Origin of the sequence: Streptomyces sp. NPDC001410, from assembly GCF_042895235.1 — a bacterium.
Lineage (GTDB): Bacteria > Actinomycetota > Actinomycetes > Streptomycetales > Streptomycetaceae > Streptomyces.
This window is the reverse complement of record NZ_JBIAWE010000001.1, coordinates 353,271-380,114: the sequence shown is the minus strand read 5'-3', so window position 1 is coordinate 380,114 and position 26,844 is coordinate 353,271. Positions and strand designations below refer to the sequence as shown.

At 72.6% G+C, this 26,844-nt stretch carries 24 protein-coding genes; 6 read left to right on the top strand and 18 right to left on the bottom strand.

Features of this window, described 5'->3' with window-relative positions; all coding sequences use genetic code 11:
* Nucleotides 1-118 precede the first annotated feature (118 nt).
* The gene (locus ACFY3C_RS01720; protein WP_390769309.1) at nucleotides 119-1,378 is read left to right on the top strand and encodes an extracellular solute-binding protein; all 1,260 of its coding nucleotides are present in this window, start codon (nucleotides 119-121) and stop codon (nucleotides 1,376-1,378) included.
* Between the two features lies 1 nt (nucleotide 1,379).
* Here ACFY3C_RS01720 and egtD read toward each other — a convergent pair whose 3' ends face one another.
* Genes egtD through egtA form a run of 4 tightly spaced genes read right to left on the bottom strand, consistent with a single transcriptional unit; the run spans nucleotide 1,380 to nucleotide 5,804 of the window.
* Nucleotides 1,380-2,342, bottom strand: coding sequence for an L-histidine N(alpha)-methyltransferase (gene egtD / locus ACFY3C_RS01715; RefSeq protein WP_390769308.1), 963 nt, complete (start codon nucleotides 2,340-2,342; stop codon nucleotides 1,380-1,382).
* On the bottom strand, nucleotides 2,339-3,154 hold the full coding sequence (gene egtC, locus ACFY3C_RS01710) for an ergothioneine biosynthesis protein EgtC (RefSeq protein WP_386576784.1): 816 nt from the start codon (nucleotides 3,152-3,154) through the stop codon (nucleotides 2,339-2,341). Before egtC ends, egtD begins: the two co-directional genes overlap by 4 nt.
* The gene (egtB, locus tag ACFY3C_RS01705; RefSeq protein ID WP_390769307.1) at nucleotides 3,154-4,491 is read right to left on the bottom strand and encodes an ergothioneine biosynthesis protein EgtB; all 1,338 of its coding nucleotides are present in this window, start codon (nucleotides 4,489-4,491) and stop codon (nucleotides 3,154-3,156) included. Before egtB ends, egtC begins: the two co-directional genes overlap by 1 nt.
* Entirely contained in the window at nucleotides 4,488-5,804 is a 1,317-nt protein-coding gene (gene egtA / locus ACFY3C_RS01700) for an ergothioneine biosynthesis glutamate--cysteine ligase EgtA (RefSeq protein ID WP_390769306.1), read from the bottom strand. Before egtA ends, egtB begins: the two co-directional genes overlap by 4 nt.
* Nucleotides 5,805-6,079: 275 nt before the next feature.
* Between egtA and ACFY3C_RS01695 the strand changes: the two genes are divergently transcribed.
* Nucleotides 6,080-6,907: a TIGR02452 family protein gene (locus ACFY3C_RS01695; protein ID WP_390769305.1), complete on the top strand. Its 828-nt coding sequence runs from the start codon at nucleotides 6,080-6,082 to the stop codon at nucleotides 6,905-6,907.
* A gap of 6 nt (nucleotides 6,908-6,913) precedes the next feature.
* Here the strand turns inward: ACFY3C_RS01695 and ACFY3C_RS01690 are convergent, their stop codons facing one another.
* The 7 genes from ACFY3C_RS01690 to ACFY3C_RS01660 form a co-directional block, all read right to left on the bottom strand.
* Nucleotides 6,914-7,360, bottom strand: a complete 447-nt coding sequence (locus ACFY3C_RS01690) for a type II toxin-antitoxin system PemK/MazF family toxin (protein ID WP_390769304.1) — start codon at nucleotides 7,358-7,360, stop codon at nucleotides 6,914-6,916.
* 86 nt (nucleotides 7,361-7,446) lie between these two features.
* Nucleotides 7,447-8,676, bottom strand: a complete 1,230-nt coding sequence (locus tag ACFY3C_RS01685) for a hypothetical protein (RefSeq protein WP_390769303.1) — start codon at nucleotides 8,674-8,676, stop codon at nucleotides 7,447-7,449.
* A complete protein-coding gene (locus ACFY3C_RS01680) occupies nucleotides 8,673-9,161 on the bottom strand; it encodes a hypothetical protein (RefSeq protein WP_386576778.1) in 489 nt (162 codons plus the stop codon). Before ACFY3C_RS01680 ends, ACFY3C_RS01685 begins: the two co-directional genes overlap by 4 nt.
* 78 nt (nucleotides 9,162-9,239) lie before the next feature.
* Complete coding sequence (locus ACFY3C_RS01675; protein ID WP_390769302.1) at nucleotides 9,240-10,127, bottom strand: polysaccharide deacetylase family protein; 888 nt, start codon at nucleotides 10,125-10,127, stop codon at nucleotides 9,240-9,242.
* A 211-nt stretch (nucleotides 10,128-10,338) separates the two neighbouring features.
* Nucleotides 10,339-11,829, bottom strand: coding sequence for a flotillin family protein (locus tag ACFY3C_RS01670; RefSeq protein WP_390769301.1), 1,491 nt, complete (start codon nucleotides 11,827-11,829; stop codon nucleotides 10,339-10,341).
* A gap of 133 nt (nucleotides 11,830-11,962) precedes the next feature.
* Complete coding sequence (locus ACFY3C_RS01665) at nucleotides 11,963-12,181, bottom strand: hypothetical protein (RefSeq protein ID WP_386576775.1); 219 nt, start codon at nucleotides 12,179-12,181, stop codon at nucleotides 11,963-11,965.
* A 26-nt stretch (nucleotides 12,182-12,207) separates the two neighbouring features.
* A complete protein-coding gene (locus ACFY3C_RS01660; protein WP_390769300.1) occupies nucleotides 12,208-13,629 on the bottom strand; it encodes an amidase in 1,422 nt (473 codons plus the stop codon).
* Nucleotides 13,630-13,829: 200 nt separating this feature from the next.
* Between ACFY3C_RS01660 and ACFY3C_RS01655 the strand changes: the two genes are divergently transcribed.
* Nucleotides 13,830-15,215, top strand: a complete 1,386-nt coding sequence (locus tag ACFY3C_RS01655) for a glycoside hydrolase family 43 protein (RefSeq protein WP_390769299.1) — start codon at nucleotides 13,830-13,832, stop codon at nucleotides 15,213-15,215.
* A gap of 91 nt (nucleotides 15,216-15,306) precedes the next feature.
* On the opposite strand, the gene ACFY3C_RS01650 is transcribed toward ACFY3C_RS01655, so the two are convergent.
* The 3 genes from ACFY3C_RS01650 to ACFY3C_RS01640 all read right to left on the bottom strand — a co-directional run bounded on the left by ACFY3C_RS01650 (nucleotide 15,307) and on the right by ACFY3C_RS01640 (nucleotide 19,170).
* Nucleotides 15,307-17,388, bottom strand: coding sequence for a hypothetical protein (locus tag ACFY3C_RS01650; protein WP_390769298.1), 2,082 nt, complete (start codon nucleotides 17,386-17,388; stop codon nucleotides 15,307-15,309).
* 61 nt (nucleotides 17,389-17,449) lie between these two features.
* A complete protein-coding gene (locus tag ACFY3C_RS01645; RefSeq protein WP_390769297.1) occupies nucleotides 17,450-17,746 on the bottom strand; it encodes a hypothetical protein in 297 nt (98 codons plus the stop codon).
* A gap of 149 nt (nucleotides 17,747-17,895) precedes the next feature.
* Entirely contained in the window at nucleotides 17,896-19,170 is a 1,275-nt protein-coding gene (locus ACFY3C_RS01640) for a helix-turn-helix domain-containing protein (RefSeq protein WP_390769296.1), read from the bottom strand.
* Between the two features lie 487 nt (nucleotides 19,171-19,657).
* On the opposite strand from ACFY3C_RS01640, the gene ACFY3C_RS01635 reads away from it, so the two are divergent.
* Both ACFY3C_RS01635 and ACFY3C_RS01630 read left to right on the top strand, forming a co-directional pair.
* Nucleotides 19,658-21,736 carry a molybdopterin cofactor-binding domain-containing protein gene (locus tag ACFY3C_RS01635; protein WP_390769537.1) on the top strand — a complete coding sequence of 693 codons (2,079 nt, stop codon included), beginning with the start codon at nucleotides 19,658-19,660 and terminating at the stop codon, nucleotides 21,734-21,736.
* A 27-nt stretch (nucleotides 21,737-21,763) separates the two neighbouring features.
* Entirely contained in the window at nucleotides 21,764-22,222 is a 459-nt protein-coding gene (locus tag ACFY3C_RS01630) for a (2Fe-2S)-binding protein (RefSeq protein ID WP_386576771.1), read from the top strand.
* 3 nt (nucleotides 22,223-22,225) lie between these two features.
* Here the strand turns inward: ACFY3C_RS01630 and ACFY3C_RS01625 are convergent, their stop codons facing one another.
* Complete coding sequence (locus ACFY3C_RS01625) at nucleotides 22,226-23,206, bottom strand: alpha/beta hydrolase (RefSeq protein ID WP_390769295.1); 981 nt, start codon at nucleotides 23,204-23,206, stop codon at nucleotides 22,226-22,228.
* Nucleotides 23,207-23,632: 426 nt separating this feature from the next.
* Nucleotides 23,633-24,190, bottom strand: a complete 558-nt coding sequence (locus tag ACFY3C_RS01620; protein WP_386576769.1) for an NAD(P)H-dependent oxidoreductase — start codon at nucleotides 24,188-24,190, stop codon at nucleotides 23,633-23,635.
* 102 nt (nucleotides 24,191-24,292) lie between these two features.
* Between ACFY3C_RS01620 and ACFY3C_RS01615 the strand changes: the two genes are divergently transcribed.
* A complete protein-coding gene (locus ACFY3C_RS01615; protein WP_390769294.1) occupies nucleotides 24,293-24,973 on the top strand; it encodes a TetR/AcrR family transcriptional regulator in 681 nt (226 codons plus the stop codon).
* A 7-nt stretch (nucleotides 24,974-24,980) separates the two neighbouring features.
* On the opposite strand, the gene ACFY3C_RS01610 is transcribed toward ACFY3C_RS01615, so the two are convergent.
* Nucleotides 24,981-26,135, bottom strand: coding sequence for an FAD-dependent oxidoreductase (locus ACFY3C_RS01610; RefSeq protein ID WP_390769293.1), 1,155 nt, complete (start codon nucleotides 26,133-26,135; stop codon nucleotides 24,981-24,983).
* A gap of 25 nt (nucleotides 26,136-26,160) precedes the next feature.
* Nucleotides 26,161-26,823 carry a TetR/AcrR family transcriptional regulator gene (locus ACFY3C_RS01605; RefSeq protein ID WP_389172236.1) on the bottom strand — a complete coding sequence of 221 codons (663 nt, stop codon included), beginning with the start codon at nucleotides 26,821-26,823 and terminating at the stop codon, nucleotides 26,161-26,163.
* Between the last annotated feature and the right edge of the window lie 21 nt (nucleotides 26,824-26,844).

Genomic DNA, 26,844 nt, shown 5'->3' with positions numbered 1-26,844 from the left:
TCGGTAGCCCTTGACCGCCGCATTGGTCCATACCAAAATCCAGACACCCGTGCGAGCCCCGGCTCGTCCCCCCACGTCGGGCCCCTTCCCCTGTCCGTCAGACAGAACAGGACCCCTCGTGAGACGTCGTCGTCTGCTCGCCCTCCTCTGTGTCACCGGCTCCCTCGTCAGCGGCTGCGCCCTCCTCCCGGGCGGCCAGGACCGGCACACCGTCACCGTGTGGCTGATGAAGGACAGTGCCTCGAAGGAGTTCCTGCGGCGCTTCACCGAGGACTTCGAGCGCACCCACAAGGACCTGCGGCTCGACATCCGCATCCAGGAGTGGACCGGCATCGTCGAGAAGGTCCAGAAGGCCCTCAGGAGCGACGCGAAGGACGGCCCCGACGTCATCGAGGTGGGCAACACCCAGGTCCCGCTGTACGTCGACGACGGCCGCCTCGCCGACCTGACGCTGGAGTCGATGCGCGACTGGGGCAAGGAGCACTGGCTGCCCGGCCTCGCCGAACCCGGCAAGGACGGCAACAAGCAGTACGGCGTGCCCTGGTACGCGGCCAACCGGGTCGTCATCTACCGCAAGGACCTCTTCGAACAGGCCGGCATCACCGCCCCGCCGAAGACCCGCAACGAGTGGCTCACCGCCACCCAGAAGCTCAACTCGGGTGGCAACCAGGGGATTTACCTGGCCGGACAGGACTGGTACACCCTCTCCGGGTTCATCTGGGACGAGGGCGGCGAGCTGGCCGAGCAGAAGGACTACGAGTGGCGCGGCACCCTGGACACCCCGGCAGCCCTGCGCGGCATGGACTTCTACCGGCGGCTCCAGGCGCTCGGCGCGGGACCCATGGACGCGGACGAGGAACACCCGCCCCAGGCAGGGGTGTTCGCGGGCGGCAAGGTCGCGCAGATCATCGCCGTACCGGGGCTCGCCCAGTCGATCGTGCAGCAGAACCCCGGGCTCAAGGACAAGCTCGGCTTCTTCCCGGTGCCCGGCAGGACCGCCGCCCGGCCCGGCACGGTCTTCACCGGCGGCTCCGACCTCGTCGTCCCGCGCAACACCGACGACCAGTTCGCCGCGACCGCCGTCGTCGGGGCGCTCACCGGCGCCAAGTGGGACACCGAACTCGCCCGCACCATGAACTACGTGCCCAACAAGACCACTCTGGCGGGCGCGGTCGCGGGTGAGGAGGGGGTCGCCGCCATGGCGGCGGGCGCCGCACACGGCCGGGCGACCCCCAACAGCCCGCAGTGGGCCGCGGTCGAGGCCGACAACCCGATCAAGGGCTACATGACCAAGGTGCTCGGCGGGGCCGACCCGGCGGCCGAGGCACGCCGGGCCGGCCGGAAGATCACCGACGCCCTCGCTCCGAACCTGGGCTGACCTACCGCGCCACGCTGAGCGACAGCGCGAAGCGGCCCTCGGTGTCCGTCCACCAGTGGGTCAACTCCAGGCCCACCGCATCGAGTTCGGCACTCACGCCCTCCTTGCGGAACTTCGCCGACACCTCGGTGCGCAGCTCCTCGCCCGCCGCGAAGTCCACGGCGAGATCCAGTGCGGGCACCTTCACGGTCTGCGCGGTGCGCGAGCGCAGCCGCATCTCGATCCACTCCTGCTCGGTGTCCCACAGCGCCACATGGTCGAAGGCGTCCGGGTCGAAGTCGGCGCCCAGCTCCCGGTTCATGACGGCCATGACGTTCTTGTTGAACGCGGCCGTCACCCCGGCCGCGTCGTCGTACGCCCGGACCAGCACCTGCTCGTCCTTGACCAGGTCCGTGCCGAGCAGCAGCCCGTCGCCCGGTGCGAGCAGGGCGCGCACCGAGGCCAGGAACTTCGCCCGTTCGGCGGGCAGCAGGTTGCCGATCGTGCCGCCGAGGAACGCCACCAGCCGGGGCCCGGGCGTCTCGGGCAGCGCCAGCGGGGCGGTGAAGTCGGCGATCAGGGCGTGCACGTCGAGTCCGGGACGCTCCTCGATGAGCGCCTGCCCGGCCTGGGTCAGGGCGCTCTCACTGACGTCGACGGGGACGTACGCCGCCAGCGAGGTGAGCGCGTCGATCAGATAGCGGGTCTTCTCCGAGGAACCGGAGCCCAGCTCGACCAGGGTGCGCGCACCGCTCGCCGCGGCTATCTCGCCGGACCGGGCGACGAGGATCTCGCGCTCGGCCCGCGTCGGGTAGTACTCGGGCAGCTCCGTGATCTGCTCGAACAACTCGCTGCCGCTGGCGTCGTAGAACCACTTGGGCGGCAGCGTCTTGGGGTTGACCGTGAGGCCGGCGAGGACGTCCGCGCGCAGCGCGGCGTCCGTCGCGTCCTCGGGGAGAGTGCGGGTGACGTGCAGAGGACTCACGTACAGGGCTCCTTCGGTGATCGGGGCGCCCCCGCTCGAGCGGAGCCGAGAGTGGGGGAGGGCGCCGGGTCCTCGATCGGGGCGAGCAGCACGCCGGTGCGGCTCGCCGTGAGCACGGTGCGGTCGGGGACCTCCTGCCAGAGCGGGTCGTCGTCGTACGGTTCGGAGGCGACGACCGTGCCGGTGCCGGGCTCCGTGCGGTACCAGAGGCTGTCGCCCCAGGCGGTGGCGGTGATGGTGGTGCCGTCGGTGAGCAGCAGGTTCAGCCGGGAGGCGGGGGCCGCCTCGGCCAGCTCGCGAACCGCCCCGCCGAGGGCGTCGGCGGGGTCGTCACCGAGCCGCAGCCGGTGCAGCACCAGCGCCCAGACGAACGCCGAGTCGGTGCGTGCCTCCAGCGACAGCAGTTCGACCGGGGGCAGGGCGGACACCAGCGGTGCCGCCGAGTCCGGCCAGCCGGCGATCGCGCCGTTGTGGCTGAACAGCCACCGGTCGGCGGCGAAGGGTGCCGCCGCGGCCTCGCCGTCCGCGCCCGCGCGGGTCGCGTCGCGTACGGCGGCCAGTACGGCACCGGCGCGCACGACCCGGGCCAGGTCGGTGAAGGACAGGTCCGCCCAGATCGGCCCGGACCGCCGGTAGCGGGCCGGGACCGGATCGCCGGGGGCGTACCAACCCACGCCGAAACCATCGGCGTTGACCGTGCCGTACCGCTGCCGCCGGGGCGCCCACGACTGCCGGAACAGGCTGTGCGGGGGCTCCACGAGGAGTCGGCCCAGCGGCTCCTCAGGTCCCAGGTAGGCCAGATGACGGCACATCAGACGGCCTCCGAGCGGGCGGTGCGGAACCCCGAGAAGATCTGCCGCCGGATCGGGTAGTCCCAGTTGCGGAACGTGCCCCGGCAGGCCACCGGGTCCACGGCGAACGAGCCGCCGCGCAGCACCTTGTACTCGGGCCCGAAGAACACCTCCGAGTACTCCTTGTACGGGAACGCCTGGAAGCCCGGGTACGGCAGGAAGTCGCTCGCCGTCCACTCCCACACGTCCCCGATCAACTGCCGTACGCCGAGCGGGGACTCACCGGCCGGGTAGCTGCCGGCGGGGGCGGGCCTGAGGTGCCGCTGCCCCAGGTTGGCGTGCTCGGGCGCCGGGTCGGCGTCGCCCCACGGGTAGCGGGTGGAGTGCCCGGTGGCCGGGTCGTACCGGGCGGCCTTCTCCCACTCGGCCTCGGTCGGCAGCCGGCGCCCGGCCCAGCGGGCGTAGGCGTCCGCCTCGTACCAGCACACGTGCAGCACCGGCTCGTCGGCCGGCACGACCTCGCTGATGCCGAAGCGGCGCCTGAGCCACTGGCCGCCGTCGCGGCGCCAGAACAGCGGCGCGGCGAGGGAGTGCTGCCGGATGTGCGCCCAGCCCTCGGGCGTCCACCAGCGCTCGGTTTCGTACCCGCCGTCCTCGATGAACGCCTGGTACGCCGCGTTCGTCACCGGGGTCGTGTCGATCCAGTACGGCGCCAGGTCCACCGGATGCGCCGGGCGTTCGTTGTCCAGCGCCCACGGTTCGGTGGAGGTGCCCATGGTGAACGGACCGCCGGGGACGAGGACTTCGGCCGGGCCCGTGAACAGTGGCGCCGGTTCGGGGTCGGGGGCGGTCAGGGCCTGCGGGCCCTTTCGGAGCTGATGGGTGATCAGCATCGTCTCGTCGTGCTGCTGTTCATGCTGCGCGATCATCCCGAAGGCGAACCCGGCCTCGGTCAGCCGGCTGCCGTGGAAGTCCGCGGCCCCCAGCAGGTCCAGGGCCCGGCCGCGCACCTCGGACGCGTAGCCGCGGGCCTCGTCGGGCGGCAGCAGCGGCAGCGAGGGCCGCTCGGCGCGCGGGTGCTCGAAGGCGTCGTACAGGCCGTCGATCTCGGGCCGCATCGCCTCCCGGCCGCCGACCGCCCGCAGCAGCCACAGTTCCTCCTGGTTGCCGATGTGCGCGAGGTCCCACACCAGCGGCGACATCAGCGGGGAGTGCTGGGCGGTGAGGTCGGGGTCCTCGACGCAACTGGTCAGCAGCGTGGTGCGGGCGCGGGCTGCGGTGAGCGAGGCCAGCGCACGCTCGCGCAGCGCCTCGGTGTCCGGCTCGGTGGCCGTGACCTCGGTCTCCGGGGCGGTCATGTGCGGATGTCCTTCCTCCCGTGGGCACGACGGTCCGTGTCGCGCAGGCGGTCCAGCAGGTCGTCGGCCGGGCAGCGGCCCTGGGTGACGTAGCGGTGGAGATGGGCCGCCACGGCGTCCATGACCGCCGGTGTGGCACCGAGCCGGGGCAGGGCCTCCAGCGCCACCGTGAAACAGGCGACAGCGGCTTCGCGCAGCTCGGGGTCGGCGAGCCCGTGCCGGGCCGCGTCGGTCCACAGCGGATTGTGCGGGGCGGGCAGGTTCAGGGCCCGCTCCGCCAGGGGTTTCACCACCCGGTGCGCGGACTCGGCGGCCTCCGGGTCGTCGAACAGCGCCGCCGTCACCGCGAGCGGCACGATCCAGCCGTCCTCGCCGGGCTGCGCGTCGATCATGCGCAGCTCCAGGTGGCCGCGGGGCCGGACCGGCGGGAACAGGGTGGTGAGGTGGTAGTCGAGATCCGCCCGGGTGGGCGGCCGGGGTGTCCGCGAGCGGGTCCACTTGCGGAAGGTCAGGTCCTCGGGCACCTCCCACGAACCGCCGTCGCTGCGGACGCACATCACCGGGGCGTCCAGCACATGCCGGGTCCAGGCGTCCCGCGGCTCGCCGTCCGGCGGGGGCCCGCCCGCCCGGCCGGCCACGCCGATCTCCATCCACAGCAGCTGCCGGGTGGACCGCCAGCCCGTGGGCTGCCGGCCGATCAGCGGGGAGTTCGCGAACGCGGCCACCAGTACCGCGCCCAGCAGGTGCGCCAGCCGCCAGCGCCGCTCGTGCCCGAGCGGCCCGGGCTCCTCGTAGCCGGCGTCCACACACACCTGGACCGAGGCCGAGGTGCACATCATGTGCCGGCCGGCCGTGCCGGTGCGGTCGAGGCAGGCCTCCATGGCGTCGTAGCGCGGTTCGTGCAGGAACCGGCGGGGTGGGTGCCAGGGGTCGTGGCCGACGCCGACGAGTCCCAGATCGTCCTCGGCGAGGACCGCGCGGACCGTGTCCAGGTCGGCCGAGACGGTGTCTATGCACTCCATCAGGGAGGTGGCGGGCGGTGAACTCAGCTCCAGCTGGCCGCCGGGTTCGATCGTCAGCGGCGACTTCAGGGGCACGGTCCGCAGGGCGGCGTAGGCCGCTTCGAGTCGTTCGGGTGTCACCGGGAGCTGCGGCTGCCGCAGCTCGTGTACGAGCCATTCCACTTCGACCCCGAGCGTGCGGGGCGGGCCCGTCTTGAAACAGATGCCTCGGACGAGAGCTTCGACCTCGGCCTCGGTGACGGCTGTGCGGTGCTCCGTACAGTCGCCACCATCGGATATTGAGTCGGACATGTCGGGATCCTCCTGAGATTCCACCATGTCACCGGCCCGGCGTTCGGTGAGCCGGGCAGGCACTCGTCCCACCCAAGACCCTCGCAACGATTCGCACAAGGGTGCCCATCGGGACGTTCGGGATCGGTAATCTCCGTTTTCTTGGGCGTTTCCAGGCCGTTCCTGGACCCGGAAACTCCGTTGCACCGCATCATCAGCATCACCCAGGATGCCTGCATGAGCACGACGGGGGAGGCTGCGCGGGCCGCGGTCATGGCGCCCACGGGGGTGGCGCCGTGAGCGCGCGCCTGCGTGGCATCGCCACGGAGACCGAGCAGATCGTGGCGTCAGGGAGGTACCGCCTGCCGGGCGGCCGGGAGGTCTCCGTCGCGGCGGCGACCGAGGCCGCCCGGGCGGGCACGCGGATGTATGGCCCCGGGCCGGTGCCGGTGTCCGTGACGGCGGATGCGGAGACGTTGTTCCAGGTCACGGGCGAGAGCAGCCTCGAAGCCGCCCGCCGGCTCGCCGACGCCCCGGTCGCGGTGCTGAACTTCGCCTCGGCCCGCAATCCCGGCGGCGGCTATCTGAACGGCGCCCAGGCCCAGGAGGAGGCCCTGTGCCGCGCCTCCGCGCTGTACACCTGCCTGCTGGAGGCCCGGGAGTACTACGACCACCACCGCGCCCACCGCGACCCGCTCTACACGGACCGGGTGATCCACACCCCCGCCGTCCCGGTGTTCCGCGACGACCGGGGCCGCCTGCTGCCGGAGCCGTACCTGGCGGGCTTCCTGACCGCCGCCGCCCCCAACGCGGGCGTCGTACGGCGTATGGCACCCGAGCGCGTCGGCGAACTCCCGGCCGCCCTGACCCGGCGGGCCGAGCGGGTCCTGGAGACCGCTGCCGCCCACGGATACCGGCGGCTGGTGCTGGGCGCCTGGGGGTGCGGTGTCTTCCAGAACGACCCGGCGCAGGTCGCGGGCGCCTTCCGTACGCTGCTCGGGCCCGGCGGCCGGTTCGCTCGGGCGTTCGAGCGTGTGGTGTTCGGCGTCCTGGACCGTACGCCGGGAGCGACGGTCCGGGAGGCCTTCGTACGGGCGTTTCCGCAGCGCCTGCCGCAGCCCTAGAGGGCGTCAGGTCCAGCCGTACCGCTCGTGGAGCCGCCGGCGGACCAGGTCGAACCGCATCCGGTCGATCGCGCACGCCTCCCGGCGCATCCCCTCCTCGTGCAGCCGCAGCACCCGGTCCACGTCCACCCACGAGTCGCGGCCCGACCGGTCCCATGGCCCGCTGCCTATGGCCACCCACTCCCGGTCGCCGTCGTGCCGCTTGCTGGACAGCTGCACGGCGAGGAAGGTGCCCGCCGCCTCCCGGGCCACGACCAGCACCGGGCGGTCCTTGCCCCGGCCGTCGTTCTCCTCGAACGGCACCCAGGTCCACACGATCTCGCCCGGATCGGGGTCGCCGTCATGGGCGGGGGAGTACTCGGTGCGCACCTTGCCGACCTCGCGCGGGTCGGCCTCGGTGGTGGCGGAGGGGCCGTGGCGGCCGGGGATGTCTTCGTCGGTAAAGGCAGTCACGGGGGCACCTTAGGGCGTGCGCCGGGGAGTTGGGCAACCGCCCTCCGGTTGTGGTCCGTGACCGACACCGGCCGGAGCTGTCAGGTCTAGGCGGCCGGCCCGGGCCCCGGGTCGCCGGTCTCCTTCGGGATGGTCCGCCAGGTCCGGGCCGTCGGCACGCCGCGCCGGTGCAGCTCCCGCAGGGCCGGGCGGGTGCGCGCCCACAGTTCGCGGATGATCTGCCCCTGGATGTCGGCCAGTTCGAGCGTCATCCGTACCCGGTCGGCATCGGCCATCTGCGGAAGGACCGCGCGAAGGCGCTGCTTGCGCAGGTCGGACGGCGGGTGGGAGCCCAGTTGACGGGTGCGCTCGTCGCCCGTCTGCAGCAGGGCGACGGCGCGGTCCATCACGTTCAGGGCGTCGAAGAACAGACTGATGCCCAGGAACCCCACCCACAGGTCGCGGTTGTCGTGCTCGATCCCCGCGTTGAGGGAGAGGACCATGCCGATCAGGTCGGCGTCGAACTCCTGCCCCCACGAGTGCACCAGCACCTCGGCCTCCTCGACCGGCAGCACACCCTTGCGCCGGACCGCGGAGTTCAGGTGGCCGCTGACGATGTGGGCGTACTCGTGGCCTATGACGAAGTACTCGAGGCCGTCACGCAGCATCCCGGCGAGGTTGAACGGGCCCGGCGGCAGCAGGTGGTGGCCGGCGTCGCCGATCCGGCCCGAGACGGCGTAGGCCACGACGATGTCCGTGAAGCGCTCGACGACCTCGGGCACGGTCTCGATCCGCTCGACCGCGGCGGCCAGGTTCCACTGGATGTCGATCAGGCCCTCGGTGGCGGCCGGTCCGTAGGGGAGGGCCCAGGCGACCGCCTTGCTGAGTTTGGAGGCGAAGAGCGGCATCTGGTCCTCGACGAGCACCAGATGGGCACCGTGGTGGCCCGGCACGCGCAGGCTCACCGCGTTGAGCTGTCCGGTTCGCAGATGGCTGATGAGCGGGCGCATCGCCGCGAAGTCCAGGCCGTCGCCCCGGATCCGGTCCTTGGCCGTCCGCTCGATGTGGTCCTGCATCCCCGCGAACATCTCGTCGAAGACGTCGTCCCGGTTCCGCAGGTTGCGGGCGGCCTCCTGCTCCACCAGCGCCCGTACCCGAGGGTCGTTGCCCTGCTCGGCGTTGAAGCTGTCGCGCAGGAGCCGTTCGGTCAGGTCCCGTACGGCGGCCCCGGTTCCCGGCCGCTCGGAAATGCCCTGTTCGGCCTGGGTCTGTGCCCTGAGCAGGTCGAGGAAGTCCCGCGCCTCCTGCTGCCGCCCCTGCTCCGTGTCCCCGCTCATGCGTCACCGCCCGGGGTCGGCCGCCCGGCCGCGGGCCGGACCTCCACGTCGGCGCCGAACCTCGCCGTGACGGCCGCCGTGACCTGCGCGGTGCCACTCCCGCCGGCGGAGAGGAGGTTCGGCAGGACGGAGATCACTTTGCCGAACATGCCGGCCGGCTCCCTGACCTCCACGGTCACCGTGCCGTCGGCCGCGAGGACGACCACCGTTCCGTAGACCACGTCCGGGGTGCGGTAGATCGCCCGCGGCGCGCCTGCTCTGAGGTCGATCACCTGGCCACCCCTGCGCTGCTCCAGCGCGTGCTGCAGGGCGCCGACGGCGGTCGCCGCGCCCACCAGGACCAGGGTGACGGTGGTGACGGGTTCGATGCCGCGCCGCGGGACCTCCTGCAGTTCGACGCCGTGGGCGGCCGCCAGCTCATGCACGGCGGGCAGCTCCGCCGGGTCGAGAACGACGAGGGCCTGCGTCCGAGCTGACTCCGACACCTGAACTCCCTTTTGTCCGACGGTCTTTCACGCCAGAAGCATGCCATCCCGGAGCGCAGTCCGGTCAGCGCCGTCCGGTCAGTGCAGTCCATCCGAGAGGCGGACGAAGTCGTTGCCCGCCGCCAGGAGATGAGGGACTGCCGCGGTGATGCCTCGGGCGGTGCCGCCCTCGGGGTGGTTCATGTGGCAGATGACGATCGAACCGGCCTGGGCGGCGGAGACGGTGGCGCGGACCTGTTCGGGCGTGAAGGTCGCGCCGCCGTCACCGTTCACGGAGAAGCTGACGAAGCGCTCCCCGAGGTCGCCGACGATCCGTGCCGCGACGTCGTCGCAGTACGCCGTGCCGGAGCGGAAGAAGCGCGGAGCGGTGCCCAGCAGGTGGGTGAGCCTGGCGCGGTTGCCGGCGATCTCGTCGTACACCTCGCCGGCGTTGAGGGTGCCCGGGATGCCGTAGGCGGAGCGCCCGGTGACGGACAGCGGGCGGTGCCGGGTGCCGTGGTTGGCGATCTCGAACAGCGGCTCGGCGGCCAGCCGGCGGAAGACCGCCGGGTTGGCGTCGATCCAGCGGGAGTTGATGAAGAGGGTCGCCGGTATCTCCCGCCTGCGGAGGAAGTCGATCAGTGCCCGGTCGTAGCCACTGCCGCCCGGGCCGCCGCAGGCGTCGAAGGTCAGCGCGATCGCGCGTTTCGTGGCCGGCAGCGCATGCGTCACTCCGGGCGCGTCGAACCCCCAGGTGTGCGGCACGGAGTGCCGGTAGCGGACGACGATCTCGGCACGAGTGACCTTGGGCGGCGCGGTGGCGGGTGCCGTGGCCGAAGGGGTGCCGGTGGCGGGGGTGCGGGTGGCGGTCGCCGAGGGTGCGGGCGACGCGGGCACACGGATGTTCGTCGAGCTTCTCGGGCCCGCGCAGCCGGCGAGCACGCCGCCCGTCAAGCCGGCCAGCACAGCACGGCGACTGGCAGTCATCCACGCCCCCACCTGGTCGAAGTTCCTCAATCGGGGCGTTCGACGCCCGTCACGGAAACCGTACGTGGTGGCGATGCCGCAACCGGAAAGGGGGCGGTAAGGGTTCGGTTGGGGTTGGCCAGGCGTTGCCTTCCGCGGCACAGGTGCCCCGGGCCAGCCCGCCGGGGCCCTCGCAAGCCGAGGACCCCGGAACGGACCGACGGGTGGGTGTTCAGTCCTCGTCCTGCTCCACCGGCACCTGCTGCGCCGGCGGTGCCGCGTGCCCGCCCAGGGACGGCACGGTGCCGTTCTGCGCCTGCCCGTTCTGGTTCATCGAGGAGAGCAGCTGACGGGCGAGCCCGAGGCCCGTGCCGCCCATCGTGAGCGCCTTGGCGAACAACTCGGCCATGCCGTCGGCGCCGTTGAGCAGCACCATGTTGTCCACATTGCCGAAGGCGGACGCGCCGGCCTGGACGATCTCCGGCCAGTTCTCGGCGAGTTGCTGGGCGACGACCGCCTCCTGGTTCTCTGCGAGGGCGCTGGCGCGGGCCTTGATGGCCTCCGCCTCCGCGAGACCCTTGGCCCGGGTCGCCTCGGCGTCGGCCAGACCCTTGGCCTGGGCGGCCGCGGCCTCCGCCTCACCGGTGGCCCGGGTCGCCGCGGCCGTGGCCGCACCCCGGGTCTGGGTGGCCTCCGCCTCGGCGCCCGCGGCCGTCTTGACCCGGGTCGCCTCGGCCGCGGCCGCCAGTTCCGTCTCCTTCGCCTTGGCCTCGGCCGCCGAGATCCGCGCGTCACGCTCGGCCTCGGCCAGCGTGCGCTTCTCGTACGCCTTGGCGTCGGCCGGCTTGCGGACGTCCGCCTGGAGCTGCTGCTCCCGCCGGTGCGCCTCCAGCTCGGCGACCCGCGTCTCCTGGACCACGACCTCCTGCCGGGCGCCCGCGTCGGCGAGCGGACCGGCCTGGCGGGCGCGTGCCGCCGCCTTGTCCCGCTCGGCCTGGTAGCCGGCCTGCAGGATCTCGCTGTCCCGGGTGGCCTCCGCCATCCGCGCGAACGACTGCTGCTCGGCCTCGGTGGCGAGACGGTTCGACTCCGCCTGCGCGATGCGCGCGTCCCGCTGGACGGCGGCGGCGTGCGGGGCGGCCAGGTTCTGGATGTACCCCGTCGGGTCCTCGATCTCGTGGATCTGCAGCGAGTCGACGATCAGACCGAGCTTCTCCATCTCCGTACCGCAGGCCGCCCGGGTCTGCCCGGTCAGCTTCTCCCGGTCGCGGATCATGTCCTCGACCGTCAACCCGCCCACGATGGAACGGAGATGACCGGCGAAGACGTTGTGCACCCGCTCCGACATCATGCGCTGCTGGTCCAGGAAACGGCGGGCCGCGTTGGCGATCGACACGAAGTCGTCGCCCACCTTGAAGATGACCACGCCCCGCACCTTCAGCGGAATACCCTGGTGCGTCACGCAGTCCACGTGCAGCTCGGTCTCGTTCAGGTCCAGGGAGAGCTTGCGCACCGCCTGCACCCCGGGCAGCACCAGCGTGCCGCGCCCGGTGACGATGCGGAAGCCCATGCCCTCCTCCAAGCCCTCGGTGCGGTGCTTGGACCCGGAGATGATGAGCGCCTCGTTCGGTTCGGCGACCCGCCACATCATCTTGAACAGACCGATCAGAACGAGGACGGCAACGACGACCGCCCCCGCAACGACGCCGACAACCATCGGCATTCGCCCCCTTTGGATGGTGCCCTTTCGGCACCGAACGAAGGGAGTGTGCGCCTGCGGGAACACGCCGAGAAGACGCTGACGAATCCTTGTTGCAATCTTGACGCACACGCCCCTCACCTGGGGCTGAGCCCGCTCAACTGTCGTACGCGGCAGTGACGTAGACCGTCCTAGGCGGCAGGTACTCCACCACCATCACCACTGTGCCGCGCTCGATCCGGCCGGTGCCGTCGGCCGCGTAGGCGAGGAAGTGCTCCGCGCCACCACGCACCCGGACGATCACCTCGCCGACCAGCCCCGGCCCGATCGTCCCCGTCACCCGTCCCACGAGCCCGACCATCGACGCATCGTCCATGGTCACAGGGTACGGGCGGAGCGCGTTCATGCCGCCGTGCCGTCCGCGTCCGCCTTCTGCGGCGGCCACCGTTCGTGCCAGCGCAGCTCGGCCTCCAACTGGGCTGCCAGGGAGACCAGCAGGAGTTCGCTGTTGGCCGGGCCGAGCAGTTGGGCGCCCACCGGCAGCGCGCCGACGAACCCGGCGGGTACGTTCACGCCGGGCCAGCCGAGGACGTTCCAGGGCCAGGCATAGGGGCAGGCGGCGATCATCGCGCGGTCCGTGGCGAGCCCGCCGAGCCGGTACAGGGCGCCGATCGCGGGCGGGGGAGCGGCCGTCGTCGGGGCCAGGACGACGTCGTACGACCCGAAGAACGCGCCGATCCGCCGGTGCAGGACCGCCTCGGCGCGCCGGGCAGCGCGCAGCGGGGCCCCGCCGAGCAGCCGGCCCAGCCGGGCCGCGTCCCGGGTGCGCGGGTCGAGCAGGGCGGGGTCGGGGGTCTCGCGGACGTGGTCGGCGATGCCGGCGGTGGCGCGGGGCACGAAGGTCAGCCCGATCTGGCCGTAGGGCGGGTCGGCCTCCTCGACGATGTGTCCCAACACGCTGAGTTTCTCGGCGAGTTCGAGGATCCGGGCCCGGACCTCCGGGCGCAGCCGGGCGGGTACCGCTGTGAACGGCGGCTTCAGCGACAGGGCGATGCGCAGGCGGCCGGGGTCGCGGCCGACCGCGTCCGACACCGTGAGCGCGGGCGGCCGGTGCGGGTCCCGGTCGTGGTTGCCGCTCGCCGCGTCCAGCAGCAGGGCCGCGTCGGCGACCGTGCGGGCCAGGGTGCCGTTGACGGTGATGCCGTGGAAGGCCTCGCCGCGCGGCCAGGTCGAGATGCGCCCGCGCTGCGGCTTGATGCCGATCAGATGGGTCCAGGAGGCCGGGATCCGCACCGAACCGGCGCCGTCCGAGCCGAGCGCGGCCGGGACCAGGCCGGCGGCGACCGCGGCCGCCGAACCGCCCGACGAACCGCCCGGGGTGTGGCCGGTGTGCCAGGGATTGCGGGTTTCCCCGAACGCCGGGCCCTCCGTGAACGGCCACTGCCCCAGCTCGCAGGTGTTGGTCTTGCCGACGATCACCGCCCCGGCCGCCCGCAGCCGGCGTACTGCCTCCCCGTCCCGGGCGACCGGCGGGAAGTCGCCGGGGCAGCCGAAGGCGGTCGGCTCGCCCGCGACATCCATGTCGTCCTTCACCGCGACCGGTACCCCGAGCAGCGGGCGCCGCGCTCCGCCGGCCAACTCCCGGTCGGCGGCGTCCGCTTCGGCGAGCGCGGCCTCCGTGCGTACGATCCGGAAGGCGTTCAGGGTCGGCTGGGTGGCCTCGATCCGGGCCAGGGCCCGCTCCACCAGCGTGCGGGAGCTGACCTCCCCTTCGGCGAGCGCGCGGGCGGACTCTGCAAGGCCTGCGGCACGGTCGGGCATCATTGCGGGAGCACCTCCGAGAGCCTCCTGACACGATATCTACTGAACGGTAACCGCAGAGCGGCCGGTGTCGTACAGGTTTCGCGCAGGCGGCATCGAGTCAAGTTCAAAGCATTGACGTGAACCTGCCCGCGTCTTAGTTTCTGGGCGATTTATCGAACTGCGTTCGAAATATCGTACGCGCGAGTTCAGGAGAGCCGCCCGTGAGTACTGCCCCCACCCCGCCCCGCCGCACCCTGCTGCGCGCTCTGGCCGCCCTGCCCGCCGCCGCGGCCCTCCTGGGCGAGACGCCCGGCCTGCTCGGCACGGCCCTGGCCGCCGTACCCCCCGCCGGGTCCGCCTCCCGCTACACCATCGTCCCGTTCCTGAACAGCAACGACGGCACGGTCAACGTCTACCAGTCCGACGACGCCACCGACTTCCGCCTGCTGCGGGCCTCCGCCTACACCCCGCCCGCGAACCGCATCCGCGACGCCAGCGTCTTCAAGCACACGGACGGCTCCTACTACCTCTCCTACACCACCCACACCTGGCAGGACGTCAGCACCACCATCGGCTTCGCCCGCAGCGCCGACCGCGTCAACTGGACGTTCCTGTACGACTACACGGTCCCGATCCCGAACCTGTCCCGGGCCTGGGCGCCCGAGTGGTTCGTGGACGCCGACGGCAGCGTGCACCTCATCGTGTCCTGCTCGACCACCGACAACGAGTGGATCTTCACCCCGTACCTACTGACGGCCACCAACTCCGCCCTGACCGCCTGGAGTTCACCGATCGCCCTGTCCGGCATCGGCCCCAACCACATCGACACCTTCATCGTCCGCATCGGCTCGACCTACCACGCCTTCACCAAGAACGAGACCACCAAGTACATCGAGTACGGCACGGCGTCGAGCCTCACCGGCCCCTACACGATCACCAGGACGGGCGACTGGGCCGGCTGGGGCAGCTACCGCGAGGGCCCCGCGCTGGTGCAGCTGGACAACGGCGGCCGCCGGATCTTCTTCGACGGCTACGGCGACGGCAGTTACTACTACTCCGACAGCTACGACACCTTCACCACCTGGACCACCCCGGCCAAACTGCCCGGCATCTCCGGCACCGCCCGCCACTTCACCGTCGTCAAGGAGACGGTGTCCGGCGGAACGAGCATCACCAGGAACGCCGCCCGCTCCCTCCAGTCCGTGAACTACACCACCCGGTACTGGGAGGAGCAGTCCGCCCTGCTCAACCTGCCCGTGGTGAACGCCTCCAGCGCCACGGCCGACAAGCAGGCCGCCACCTTCACCGTGGTCGCGGGCCTGGCCGACGCGAACGGCTACTCCTTCCGCGACGCGTCCGGCGCCTACCTGCGGCACTACGACTTCCGAGGCCGCTTCGACGCCGACGACGGCACGACGACGTTCGCCGAGGACGCCACCTTCATCGCCCGCACCGGCACGGCGAGCGGTTCGGTGCGCTTCGAGTCGTACAACTACCCCGGCCGCTACCTGCGCCACTACAACTACCAGCTCCGCGTGGACCTCCCCGACGGCACGGACCTCTTCCGGCAGGACAGCTCCTTCGTGCCGGTGACGGCCTGGAGCTGAGCCATCCGGACGAGGCGACCAGGGCCACGGGGGCCGGGCCGACGGCTGCTTGCCGCCGGCCCGATGCCTTCCTCCGTGACGCCCCTTCCCGTCAGTGGTGCACCAGTACGCCGGGCATGATGCCCCGGTATCCGCGCAGCGCGCCTTGCTCCGGCTGATCGCCGGCCGCGACGGTCTGTGCTGCGGACTGCAGCCGGTTGACGGCCTCCCGCAGGTGAGGGGCGCCGCCCAGGGCCACGTACTTTCCGACCTCGGGGTGGAGGAGCGTGGCGGCGATGTCGTTGTCGGTCCGGGACTGCGGGTAGTTCACCCACACTTCGGCAGTCGCCTTGGCGCCGACCGGGACCGCGCCCTGCGCCCACAGGAGTTCCACCTCGACGAGGTGACGGCCCGGCGTGGAGAAGGCGAACCCGTCGGAGTCCCAGAACACCCGGGCCTCGGCACTCCGGTCGCTGTTCGCCTCCAGAGGCCGCAGCGACACATGGTCGGTGCGGATCACGTACGAGCGCAGCGTCTTCAGACGGCCCTGCGGGTCGATGATCCGGATGAACGCGTGCTGTGCCTCGATACCGACGTCGGTCGGCACGGGGATGGGCAGTCGCGTCCGGTTGGTCAGCGTCCACGACAGGACCAGCGGCTCGCCCAGGTCGATCCGGTCGCTCTCCACCGTGAGGTTCAGGTTGAGCTCGTCCGGGCTGAAGTAGAGCCGGTCGGCCGACGGAATGCTCGACGAGTGACCGGAGCCGAAGGTCATGCCGCCGGGGCGCACCGCCGGATCCGGCCAGTGGATCAGGTGGTGCCGGACGTGCTCGTTGAACGCCAGGTTGATGTCCGTCGGGAACACCCCAGGAGGGCCACCCAGCACGTCCGCCACGCTGGGCGTCGTCGTCATGATCGAGTTGTCGGCGCCGCCCTCCTGCTCCTGGTGGATCTGGTTGAAGCCATGTCCCAGTTCGTGGCAGGCGCTGCGCATGAACGCCCGCGGTACGTTGCGCTGCCGCTGGTCGGCCGCGGAGCCGAAGAACTGGGACTCGTTCGAGGGGTAGCCGTCGTCCGAGAAACTGGCCACGCCTTCACGGGGCACGTCGATCGTGTCGTACATGACGCCGCGGCCGCAGCCGAGCCGTGCGGGCACGACGACGACGTGGATGTGCCATTCCTTGTCCAGGTCGGTCGTGGGTTTGCGCACCGACTGCATGAGCTGGTGGAGGTTCCCATTGCTCCAGCAGTCCGTGCTGGTGACACCCGCGGGGACAGGGATCCCGGTCTGGTCGTACTCGACCGTCACATCCCAGTTGACCGAGGCGAAGGCGGTGCGGATGTCCTGCGTCCCCGTACCCGACGCGTCGGGCACGGGTTGAGGCGCGATCGCCCCGGCCACGGTGTCGATCTCCACCGTGGCGCGACGGAAGTACGGCGAGATCCACCGCATGCTGACCGTTCCCTGCGGTGCCCCTGCCTCCAGGAGGCTTCCCTCGAATGCCGCGCCCCCGAGGACCGGAGGAGTGGGAACCGGGTGCAGGTCCATCGTGAACGTGCGGCTCGGGGTGGCCGGGAACGTGCCGTTGAACGAGCCCGGCGTGGGCTGGGTGTAGCGGTACTCCTCCACGGTGAGCGTCAGGCGAGCCGGGCCGGGAGGGAACGGCGGGCTCTGCCGGATGCCAGTCACCTTCAGGTAGGAGTAGTACTTGTTTCTCGGGTGAACGGGAATCTCGGGGGCGCTCAGGTCCAGAGGCTCGAGGCTGGCGAGCATCGCGGGCGAGTGGCCCACCTCGGCCGCTTCTCCGTTCACGTTCGCACCGGGGACCGGAATCGGGAGGTTGAGGAAGCGGTACAGGTCACCGCTCGCGGTGGTGTTGGTGCCGTTCCGTTCCACGCGCAGCGTTCCCCGGTACGACACCAGGGCCGGCGCGGCCTGGATGGTGAGCTGGTAGCAGCCCTGGCGCAGACCGACCTGGGGCAGAGGGGACGGCGGGAACGGCGTCACCTGCGGAAAGCCGGGGATCTCGCCCGATGGCTGCATGCCTCCCGGGGTGGGCTGTCCGAGCCCCAGGTCCACGGCCGTCTGGATCGGCTCGGCGATCGGCACCGTACCGGCACCGGTCTGGACGGCCGACGGTACGGCTTCGGGCGGAGTCGGTTCCGCGTGGTCGTGTGCGACCCTGTCGTTCATGCTTTCTCCCTCGACAACGATGTCATCTCTGTGGTTGGTGCTTCAGAGGTCGTAGCGGTGGTCAGAGGTCGTGGCGGCGGTAGGAGAACTCGCACCCGTCGGCATCCCGAAAGGTCAGAACGTCGTCGCAGAGCGTGTACGTGTACCGCGCGAGTTCGTCGGTGGCGGTGGTGATGTGCACCGTTCCGGGCGTGTCCGTACGCCAGATACCGGCATCCCAGCAGATGAATGCCTGACCGGGGCCTTTGGCGGCGCGGTAGGTTCCTTCGAAGAACTCCAGAACCCTGGGGTACAGGCGATCGCAGTCCGTGCTGGAGACCTTTTCCCAGCGCCCGACCAGAATGGGCTGCTCGGTCATGTCTGAACTCCTGTATTGCGCCCTGCGCGCCTGCAACTGGGCGAGCAAGGGCAGCTCGATCACACAGGTCTCTGCCTCCACCCTCAGGCCGGCCCAGGGCAACGGCAACCCGAGTTGCTCCGCTGGAGGAGGCAGGCATCCGAGCGGTTTCAGTGCCCTCGGGTCAAGTGCCTGAGCGTCAGCGCGAGTTGGAGCCGGAAGCGGCCCTGCGGGGTGCGCACCGGCCAGCCCAGCAGGTGCTCGGCGTGGGCGAGGCGGTCCTGGAGGGTGGAGTGGTGCACGCCGGCCTCGGCGGCGGCCGCCCGCAGGCTGGCCGTGGCGGCGACCGCGTGCAGCGTCCGCAGCATCCAAGGGGCGGCCGCCGCGGCCGCCTCCACGGCCCGGACGTCCGGGTGCGGTTCCGCGCCAGGTACGACGAGTTCGGCGAGCTGTGCGATCCCGCCCAACTCATCCGCCGCTACCGCCCGTTGTCCCGGGTCCAGGTCGTCGCCCTCGGCGGTGAACCGCAGCGCGAGCCGGGCGGCGGCCCAGGAACGGGGGAGGTCCAGGACCGGGACGGCGGGGCCGATGCCGAGCCGCTCGGAGGGGACCGCGCCCGCGGTGGGCGCGCCGGGGTGTGCGGGACCGATTCCGCGCCCGGGGGCGGCGCCGCCGTCCGGTCGCCCGGCGCCGATGGGATCCGTTCCGGGCCGCCCGGTCGTGGCACCGCGGTCCGGTCGCCCGGCGTCCACGGGATCTGTCCCGGGTCGCCCGGTCGTGGCACCGCCGTCCAGACGCCCTGAGCGGGCCCGAGCCGCTCCCTTCCGTTCGGGCCGCGCCGCACCGCCGGCCTGTGCAGGCAGGGCAGCCCCTGCCCCGGTGAGGTCCTTCGCCCGGTCGGCCGCGACGATCCGGGGCGGCCCCTCGGCCGGGGCGACGGCGCGTACCCGTACGTCCGGGGCCAGGCCCAGTCGGCGGGCCGCGTGCAGCCGGGCCTGCTCGGGTGCCGTGGCGTCGAGGAGCGTCTCCACCAGTGCCGGGTCGTCGGCCGGGGCGGCAGGGGCGCGCCCCCGGGTGCGGTCCAGTACGGCCCGTGCGGCTCCGGCGGCTCGCTCCAGGATCACCGCGTCCACCATGCTGGGCCCGGCCTCCGCCCGCTCCAGCCACAGCGCCGGAGGCCCGCCCGGCACCAGGGGTGCGGACGGCCAGTCGGGGTCGGCGTCCGTCTCCGGGGCGCGGCGCCGCCCGTCCGGCTCGACCCGTAGCGTCACCCGCCGCTCCGCGTCGACGAGCCGCGCGGGACACCCCGCCAGTACGGCGGCACCGCGCACCAGCGCCTCCAGACCGGCCCGGGTCTCGGCCAGCCGGTCGAAGTAGGCGATGGCCCGCACCGCGGCACCTGCATCCGGATCCAGCGCGGCGAGCCGCCCGGCCAGCTCTTTCATGGGGTCATCATGCGCCACGGGCCTGGGCGGCGAGGAGACGGTGGACCGGATCGGGCAGGGCCTGCCTGGCGAGTGAGTCGGACCCGGGGCGCGCTGCCCTGCGTGCCCGGGCGCCGGACTTGGCCGGCTCGTCGAAGGGGGCGATGACCCGCGCGGCGGCCCCGGCCCGGGCGGCGAGGAGATGGCAGACCGGGACCGGATCCGGCAGGGAACCGGCGCAGGGCCAGGGCTCTCCTATTTCTTGAGTGAGCCGAACGCGATGACCCGCGGCGCCGCCCCGGCCTCGGCGGCGAAGAGACGGTGGACCGGATCGGGATCCGTCAGGCAACCGGTGCGCGGCCAGGGCCCTCCTACCTCTTGAGTGAGCTGACCCCAGGACAGGCGTCGCCCTGCGTGCCGAGTCCCGCCCGCCCCACGTGCCGACAGGAGCCCTCGTTTGGACCGCACCGAGCCCCTGCCCTCCGCAGGCCCGTCCCGCCGCGGATTCATGGTGTACACGGTGGCCGCTGCCACCCTGACGGTCGCCGCCCCGCTCGCCTGCACCCCTTCGCGCGCGGAAGGCGCCGAGCCCGACCGGGCCGGCAACGGCACCCACGTCCTGGTGACCGGCACCGACGAGGAGATGCTGGTCCTGGAGGTCACGGAGAAGAACCACGTCGTCGTACGGCTGCCCCGGGCCGAGGTCGGACAGGGCATCACCACCGCGGTCGCCATGATGATCGCCGAGGAGCTGGACGCCCGCCTCACCGATGTGCGCATCCCGCTCGCCGACGCCCGCACCAAGGGCAACCAGTACACCGGCGGCTCCAGTTCGGTGAGTTCGCTGTACGGCCCGGCCCGGCAGCTCGCCGCCACCGCCCGGGCCAAGCTGGTGACCGCCGCCGCCCGCCGCTGGCACCTGCCCGCCCGGACCCTGCGCACCCGCGACACCATGGTTGTCGCCCCGGACGGGCGCACGGCCACCTTCGGCTCGCTGACCGCGAGCGCGGCCCGTGTCCACCGCCCCGACGTCCCGAGCAAGCCCAAGCCCGCGTCCCGGCATCGGGTGATCGGCCGGCCGACGACCAGGATCGATGCGCGGGACATCGTCACCGGCCGGGCGAAGTACGCCGGGGACGTGGCGGTGGCCGGGGCGAAGCCGACGGTGGTGGCACGGCCGCCGACGATCCGGGGCAAGCTCGTCTCGGTCGACGACCGGGCCGCCCGCGCCCTGCCCGGCGTCCACGCCGTCGTCCGGCTGCCCGGCGGTGTCGCCGTCGTCGCGGACACCTTCCACCACGCCTTCCGCGCCCGGGACGCCCTCCGCCTCACCTGGGCGCCCGGCCCGCTGCACGCCCTGTCGGACGCGCAGATACGCTCCCGGCTCAAGGCCGCCGTGCCCCGGCTCGGCACCCCGCCGCACGGATCGACCCCCGTAGCGGCCGAGTTCGCGTTCGCCTTCGTCGGCCACGCCCCGATGGAGGTGCTCACGGCGGTGGCGGACGTCCGCGCCGACCGCGCGGAGCTGTGGTTCTCCTCCCAGACCCCGATGGACGCGCGGGACGCGATCGCCCAGGCGGTCGGTCTGCGCCCGTCGAAGGTCAAGGTCCATGTGGTGCGCGCCGGTGGCTCGTTCGGCCGCCGGCTCAACTACGACGCGGCGATCGAGGCGGCGCTGGTCTCCAAGGCGGCCCGCCGCCCGGTGAAGCTGATGTGGAGCCGCGGCGACGACATCCGGCACGGCCGAATGCGCCCCGCGAGCCACCACCGGATCCGGGCCAGTGTGGCCGGCGGCCGGGTGGTGGCCTTCGAGCAGGTGATGGCCTCGGTGTCGGAGTCGTACGACGCCGCCGGGCTGTCCGCGCAGGGGGGCGTGCGGGCCGCGTCCGGCCCCCTGCCCAGCCAGACGGGCCTGTACAACTTCGGCCGCGTGTCCGGTAATTCGGGCGGCATCGAGCTGGCCGTGCCGCTCGGCGCCTGGCGGTCGGTGGACTCCGGGACCGTGCGGACCGCCGAGGAGATCGTCGTGGACGAGATCGCCCGCAAGCTCGGCAGGGATCCGGTGGCCTTCCGCCGGACCACCTTGCGGAACAAGAAGGTCAGGGCCGTCCTCGACAAGGCGGCGGCCGCCGGGCACTGGGGCCGCACCATGCCCACCGGATGCGCCCAGGGCATCGCCGTGCACGAGGAGTACGGCTCCTGCGTGGCCTGCCTCGCCGAGATCGACGCGACCGACCCGAAGAACCCCCGGGTGACCAAGGTGGTGATGGCGGCCGAGGTCGGCACCGCGGTCAACCCCCGTGGTCTGGAAGCCCAGTTGATGGGCACCGCGATCGACGGCATCTCCGTGGTGCTGCAGGCGGGCCTGCACATCGACCGGGGCGCCGTACGCGAGGGCAGCTTCGCCGACTTCCGCTACGCCCGCCAGCGCCACGCCCCGCTCGTCTTCGAGGCCCACGTCCTGCCCTCGACCGGGGAGCCGGGCGGCGCCGGCGAACTCGGCGTCCCCGCGGCGTCCGGCGCGGTCGCCAACGCCTACGCCCGCGCGACCGGCACCGCACCGCGCAGCTTCCCGCTCACCTTCTGACCGCCGACTCATCTTCCGAGGCACCCCATGAGTACGTACTCCTTCACCCTCAACGGCAGACAGGTGACCGTTCAGGCCCCCGCCGACATGCCCCTGCTGTGGGTCCTGCGCGACCTGCTCGGCGTCACCGGCCCCAAGTACGGCTGCGGAGTGGGCGTCTGCCGCGCCTGCACCAGCCACCTCGACGGCGCCGAGATCCAGCCCTGCGTGGTCCCGGTCGCCGACTGCGCGGACCGTACCGTGACCACCATCGAGGGCCTGGCCGACGGCGACACCCTGCACCCGGTCCAAAAGGCCTGGCTGGACTGCGACGTGGCCCAGTGCGGCTTCTGCCAGCCGGGCCAGATCATGGCCGCCACCGCCCTGCTGAAGCGGACGCCCCACCCCACGGACGCCGACATCGACGCCATCGAGAACATCTGCCGCTGCGGCACGTACGCCCGCATCCGGGAGGCGATCAAGAAGGCCGCGGAGAGCGGTGGCTGACCCTCAGTCGGCCAACAGCCGCCGCAGCCAGTCCAGTTGGGCTGCCCGGGCCGCCTGGGACAGGGCCGCCTGCGGGGCGAAGCCGTCGAAGCCGTGGAAGCCGCCCGGCCAGACGTGGAGTTCGGCGGTGCCGCCGGCCTGCCAGATACGGGAGGCGTAGTCGACGACCTCGTCCCGGAAGGTCTCCGCGGAGCCGACGTCGAGGAAGGCCGGCGGCAGGCCGGACAGGTCGCTCGCGCGGGCGGGGGCGGCGTGGGACGGGACGTCGGGGCCGCCCCGGCGCTCGCCCAGCAGCGCCGTCCAGCCGGTCTCGTTGGCGGTGCGGTCCCAGACGCCGAGGCCCGCCATCTGGCGGCTGGAGACGGTCTCGTTGCGGTCGTCGAGCATCGGGCACATCAGCAACTGGCCGATGACCGGCGGGCCCTGGCGGTCGCGCAGCAGCAGGGCGAGCGCGGCGGTCAGGCCGCCACCGGCGCTCGCGCCCGCGATGACGATCCGGTCCGGGTCGCCGCCGATCTCCTTGGCGTGCGCGGCCGTCCACAGCAGGCCCGCGTGGACGTCGTCGATCGGCGCCGGGTGCGGGTGCTCGGGCGCGAGGCGGTACTCGACGGACACGACCACCGCGCCCAGCTCGCGCGCCCAGGCCAGCGGGCCGTCCACGCCGGCCCGGTTGTCGCCGAGGACCATGCCGCCGCCGTGCATGTGGTAGATCACCGGCAGCGGGGTGGCCGGGTCGGCGGACGTGGGGCGGCAGACGAGGAGGGAAATCTCCGGTGCCCCTTCCGGGCCGGGCACCGTGCGGTCCTCCACCTCGAAGGCCCCGCCCATCGTGAGGTCGAGCTGTCCCAGCAGCCCGACGCCCGCGCCCTGCCGGACGGCGGGGATCTCCTCCATGGTGAATCCGGGCGAGATCTGGTCCTTGATCAGCTCCAGCGCGGCGGCGAGTTCCGGGTCGAACGGGGGCGGGGGCGGGACCTGGGGCATGGCTTCTCCTCACCTGACTCATGCGGCTCGGGCCACCCGTCGCACGACTCGAACGACCCGCGGTGGCTCCTGTGGCCATGATCCGCGTACCCCGAGGAGCCCGGAGGCCGCCGGACGGCGGAACCTGCCCGCCGGACGGCGGGTGCCCGGAACAGGCCCGAGTGGCGTAGTGGCCTCAGCGCGGTGAGCAGCGCGACCAGGACGCACACCCCGGCCCGGCCGAACCGCCCGTAGGCCCGCGTGCCCAGCCACGACCCCAGGCTGCCACCGAGGTCGGCGCACGTCATGCACGCGGTGTCGAGGCGGCTGCGGACCTCTCGATCAGCGCCGACCAGCCCGCTGGGGGAGCGGCTGGTGTCGGCGTGACCCCGGTGGCACGCGAAAGGGGCCGGAGCATGGCTCCGGCCCCTCGCTGGTGCCGATGGCTCAGGCAGCCGCGCCCACGTTGCCGTGCAGGCGGGCGACGACCTCGGTCAGCTGGGCGGCGACCTCGGTGTCGTCGACCGGGTGGGTCTCGGCGAAGCGGGTCACGGAGCCCGGGATGGACAGCTTGATGTCCTCGATGACCTTGCCGCCGGCGATGCCCACGGCCTTGCGGGCCTCGTCCTGCGCCCACACGCCGCCGTACTGGCCGAAGGCGGTGCCGATGACGGCGACGGGCTTGCCGCCGAAGGCGCCGGCGCCGTAGGGGCGGGACAGCCAGTCGATGGCGTTCTTCAGGACGGCCGGGATGGTGCCGTTGTACTCGGGGGAGAAGAGCAGGAAGGCGTCGGCGGCCTGGGCGGCCTCACGCAGCTTGGCGGCGGCGGCCGGGACGCTGCCCTCGACGTCGATGTCCTCGTTGTAGAAGGGGATCTCGGCCAGGCCCTCGAACAGGTTGACCTCGGCACCCTCCGGAGCGAGCTTGACGGCCGCCTCGGCGAGCTGGCGGTTGTGCGAACCGGCGCGAAGGCTGCCGACGAGCGCGAGGATACGAACAGACATGGCTGTACTCCAAGGGGGGTGAAACATCGCTGGCACGATCCGGACCGGGGTCCGTTTAACTTTCTACCAGGCTAACCGGACCGCGGTCCAGTTTCATTCCCGATGCTTTACGCTGTCGTCATGTCCAGCGCCCTGCCGCCCTTCCCGAAGCCTCAGGAGCCCCTCGAAACCCCTCAGTTGCTGGAGGTCGAGTCGGCCCCCGAGGAGCCGTGCCTGCGCGCCGACGCGGCACGCAACCGCGCCCGGCTGCTGGAGGCCGCCGCCCGGCTGATCGCGGAGCACGGAGTGGCCGGAGTGACGATGGAGGCGGTGGCCGCCGCGGCCCAGGTGGGCAAGGGGACGGTCTTCCGCCGCTTCGGCGACCGCAACGGGCTGCTGACGGCGCTGCTCGACCACTCGGCGCGGCAGCTGCAGGCCGACTTCCTGGGCGGGCCGGCGCCGCTGGGTCCCGGGGCGCCGCCCCTGGAGCGGCTGGGGGCCTTCGGTGTGGCCGTGCTCTACCGGTCGGCCGAGCAGCTGGAGCTGCAGCTGGCCGCCCAGCCGGAGCCGGCCCGCCGCTTCTCGCACCCCTCGTTCCAGGCCCTGCGCACGCACGTCGCGATGCTGCTGCGGCAGATCGCGCCCACCGCCGACTGCGAACTGCTCTCCCAGACGCTGATGGCGTATCTCGACCCCGCGCTGATCCACCATCTGACCCGGCAGTGCGGGATGCCGATGCAACGGCTGGAGTCCGGCTGGCACGACCTCGTGGCGCGGGTGACGTGCACGGAGCGCTCCGGCTGAGCCGTGGTCAGCCGTGGTCGGCGGCGAACATGTCGAGCAGCCCCTGCGGCGCGTCGGCGCGGAACAGCATCGCGGCGTTGCGTGCGGACTCCGACGCGGAGAACTCGGCGCGCGGGAACATCCTCTCCTCGTAGGCGGCCAGCGCTGCCTCGGTGTCCCCGGGGTGCGCGGCGAGCGCGAGGCCCAGTTCGGCGCCGTCGAGCAGCGCGAGGTTGGCGCCCTCGCCCGCGAACGGCGACATGAGGTGCGCGGCGTCGCCGAGCAGCGTGACCCCGGGGATCCGGTCCCAGCGGTGACCGACCGGCAGGGCGTGGATCCGTCGCGGCACCAGCTTGCCGTCCGCGTCCGTGACCAGCGCCGTCAGGCTGTCGTCCCAGCCGCCGAACTCCTTGAGCACGGCAGCCTTGGCCGCCTCCGTGTCGGTGAAGTCGATGCCGTCCAGCCAGTCCTCCGGCGCCTCGACGGCGGCGTAGACGTGCAGGCTGCCGTCGGACTCGCGGTGCGCGAGGAAGCCCCGGCCCGCGCCGAGCGCGAACAGCATGCCGCCGCCGGCCACCCGCGCGCTCCCGGGGTGGCGCACCTCGGCCTCCAGCAGGTCCGCCTCGACGAACGACACGCCGGTGTAGGCGGGCTGTGCGGACGAGAGCAGCGGGCGGATGCGGGACCAGGCGCCGTCCGCGCCGACCAGCAGGTCCGTGGTGAAGGCGCTGCCGTCCGCCGGCGTCACCTCGTGCCGGCCGGCGCCGAGCGAGCGCGCGCCGGTCACCTTCACGCCCCAGTGGACCGTGCCCTTCGGCAGGGAGTCCAGGAGCAGGTCGCGCAGGTCGCCGCGGTCGATCTCGGGACGCCCGCGGGTGCCGTCGTCGGGCTGCTCCAGGCGGACGGTGCCGTCCTGGCCGAGCACCCGCGTGGCCTCGCCGCCGACGTGGACGCGGGCCAGGAATTCCTCGTGCAGCCGGGCCGCACGCAGCGCCTCCTGGCCGGAGTCGTCGTGGATGTCGAGCATGCCGCCCTGCGTCCGCACGGTCGGCGAGGGGTCCAGGTCGAACACGGCGGACTCGATGCCGTGCACGTGCAGCACCCGGGCGAGCGCGAGCCCGCCGAGTCCGGCGCCGACTATGGCGATGGGGTGGTGGGGGAGGGTGTGGGCAGGGGTGGTCAACGTGGCCTCCTGGGAGGTGAGGGGATCAGTCGGGTACGGCGGTGCGCTCGATGCCGTTGATCAGCGCCTGGAAGGCCCAGGACAGCCGGGCCTCGGGGGCACCTGACAGCAGGGCGTCGGCGGTCGCGGCGATGTGCGGGTGGGTGTCCTCGGACGCTCCACGCAGGGCGCTGTCCAGCGCCTGCCAGTCGCCGGGGGACTCCTCCCCGGCGTGCTCGGCGGCGGTCGCGGTGGCGTGCTGCAGCAGCAGGTCGACGCCCCAGGCCGCCCGCTCGCGCGGCACCCCGCCCTCGTCGAGCAGGGCGAGCAGCGTCTCGATCAGATTCAGGTAGTGCGGGCCGCTCGGCCTGGCGGTCAGCGCCGAGCGGGCCAGGCTCGGATGCTCCAGCAGCATCCGCGTGCAGTCGGTGAGCACGCGCTCCAGGCGCTCGCGCCAGGTGCCCTCTGCCGGAGCGGGTCCGACCGTGCCGAGCAGCTCGTCCAGGACGGCCGCGTGCAGCTCGTCGGTGTTGCGGACGTAGACGTACAGCGAGGCGGGACCCGTGTCCAGCTCCTGCGCCAGCCGCCGCATGGTCACCTTCCGCAGGCCTTCGGCGCGCAGGATCGCCACCGCGGCGGCGACGATGCCCTCCCGGGTGAGGGCGGGCTTGGCGGGACGCTCACGACGGGAGCGGGGGGAAGCTGTCATGCGTCCACAGTAACGAACACG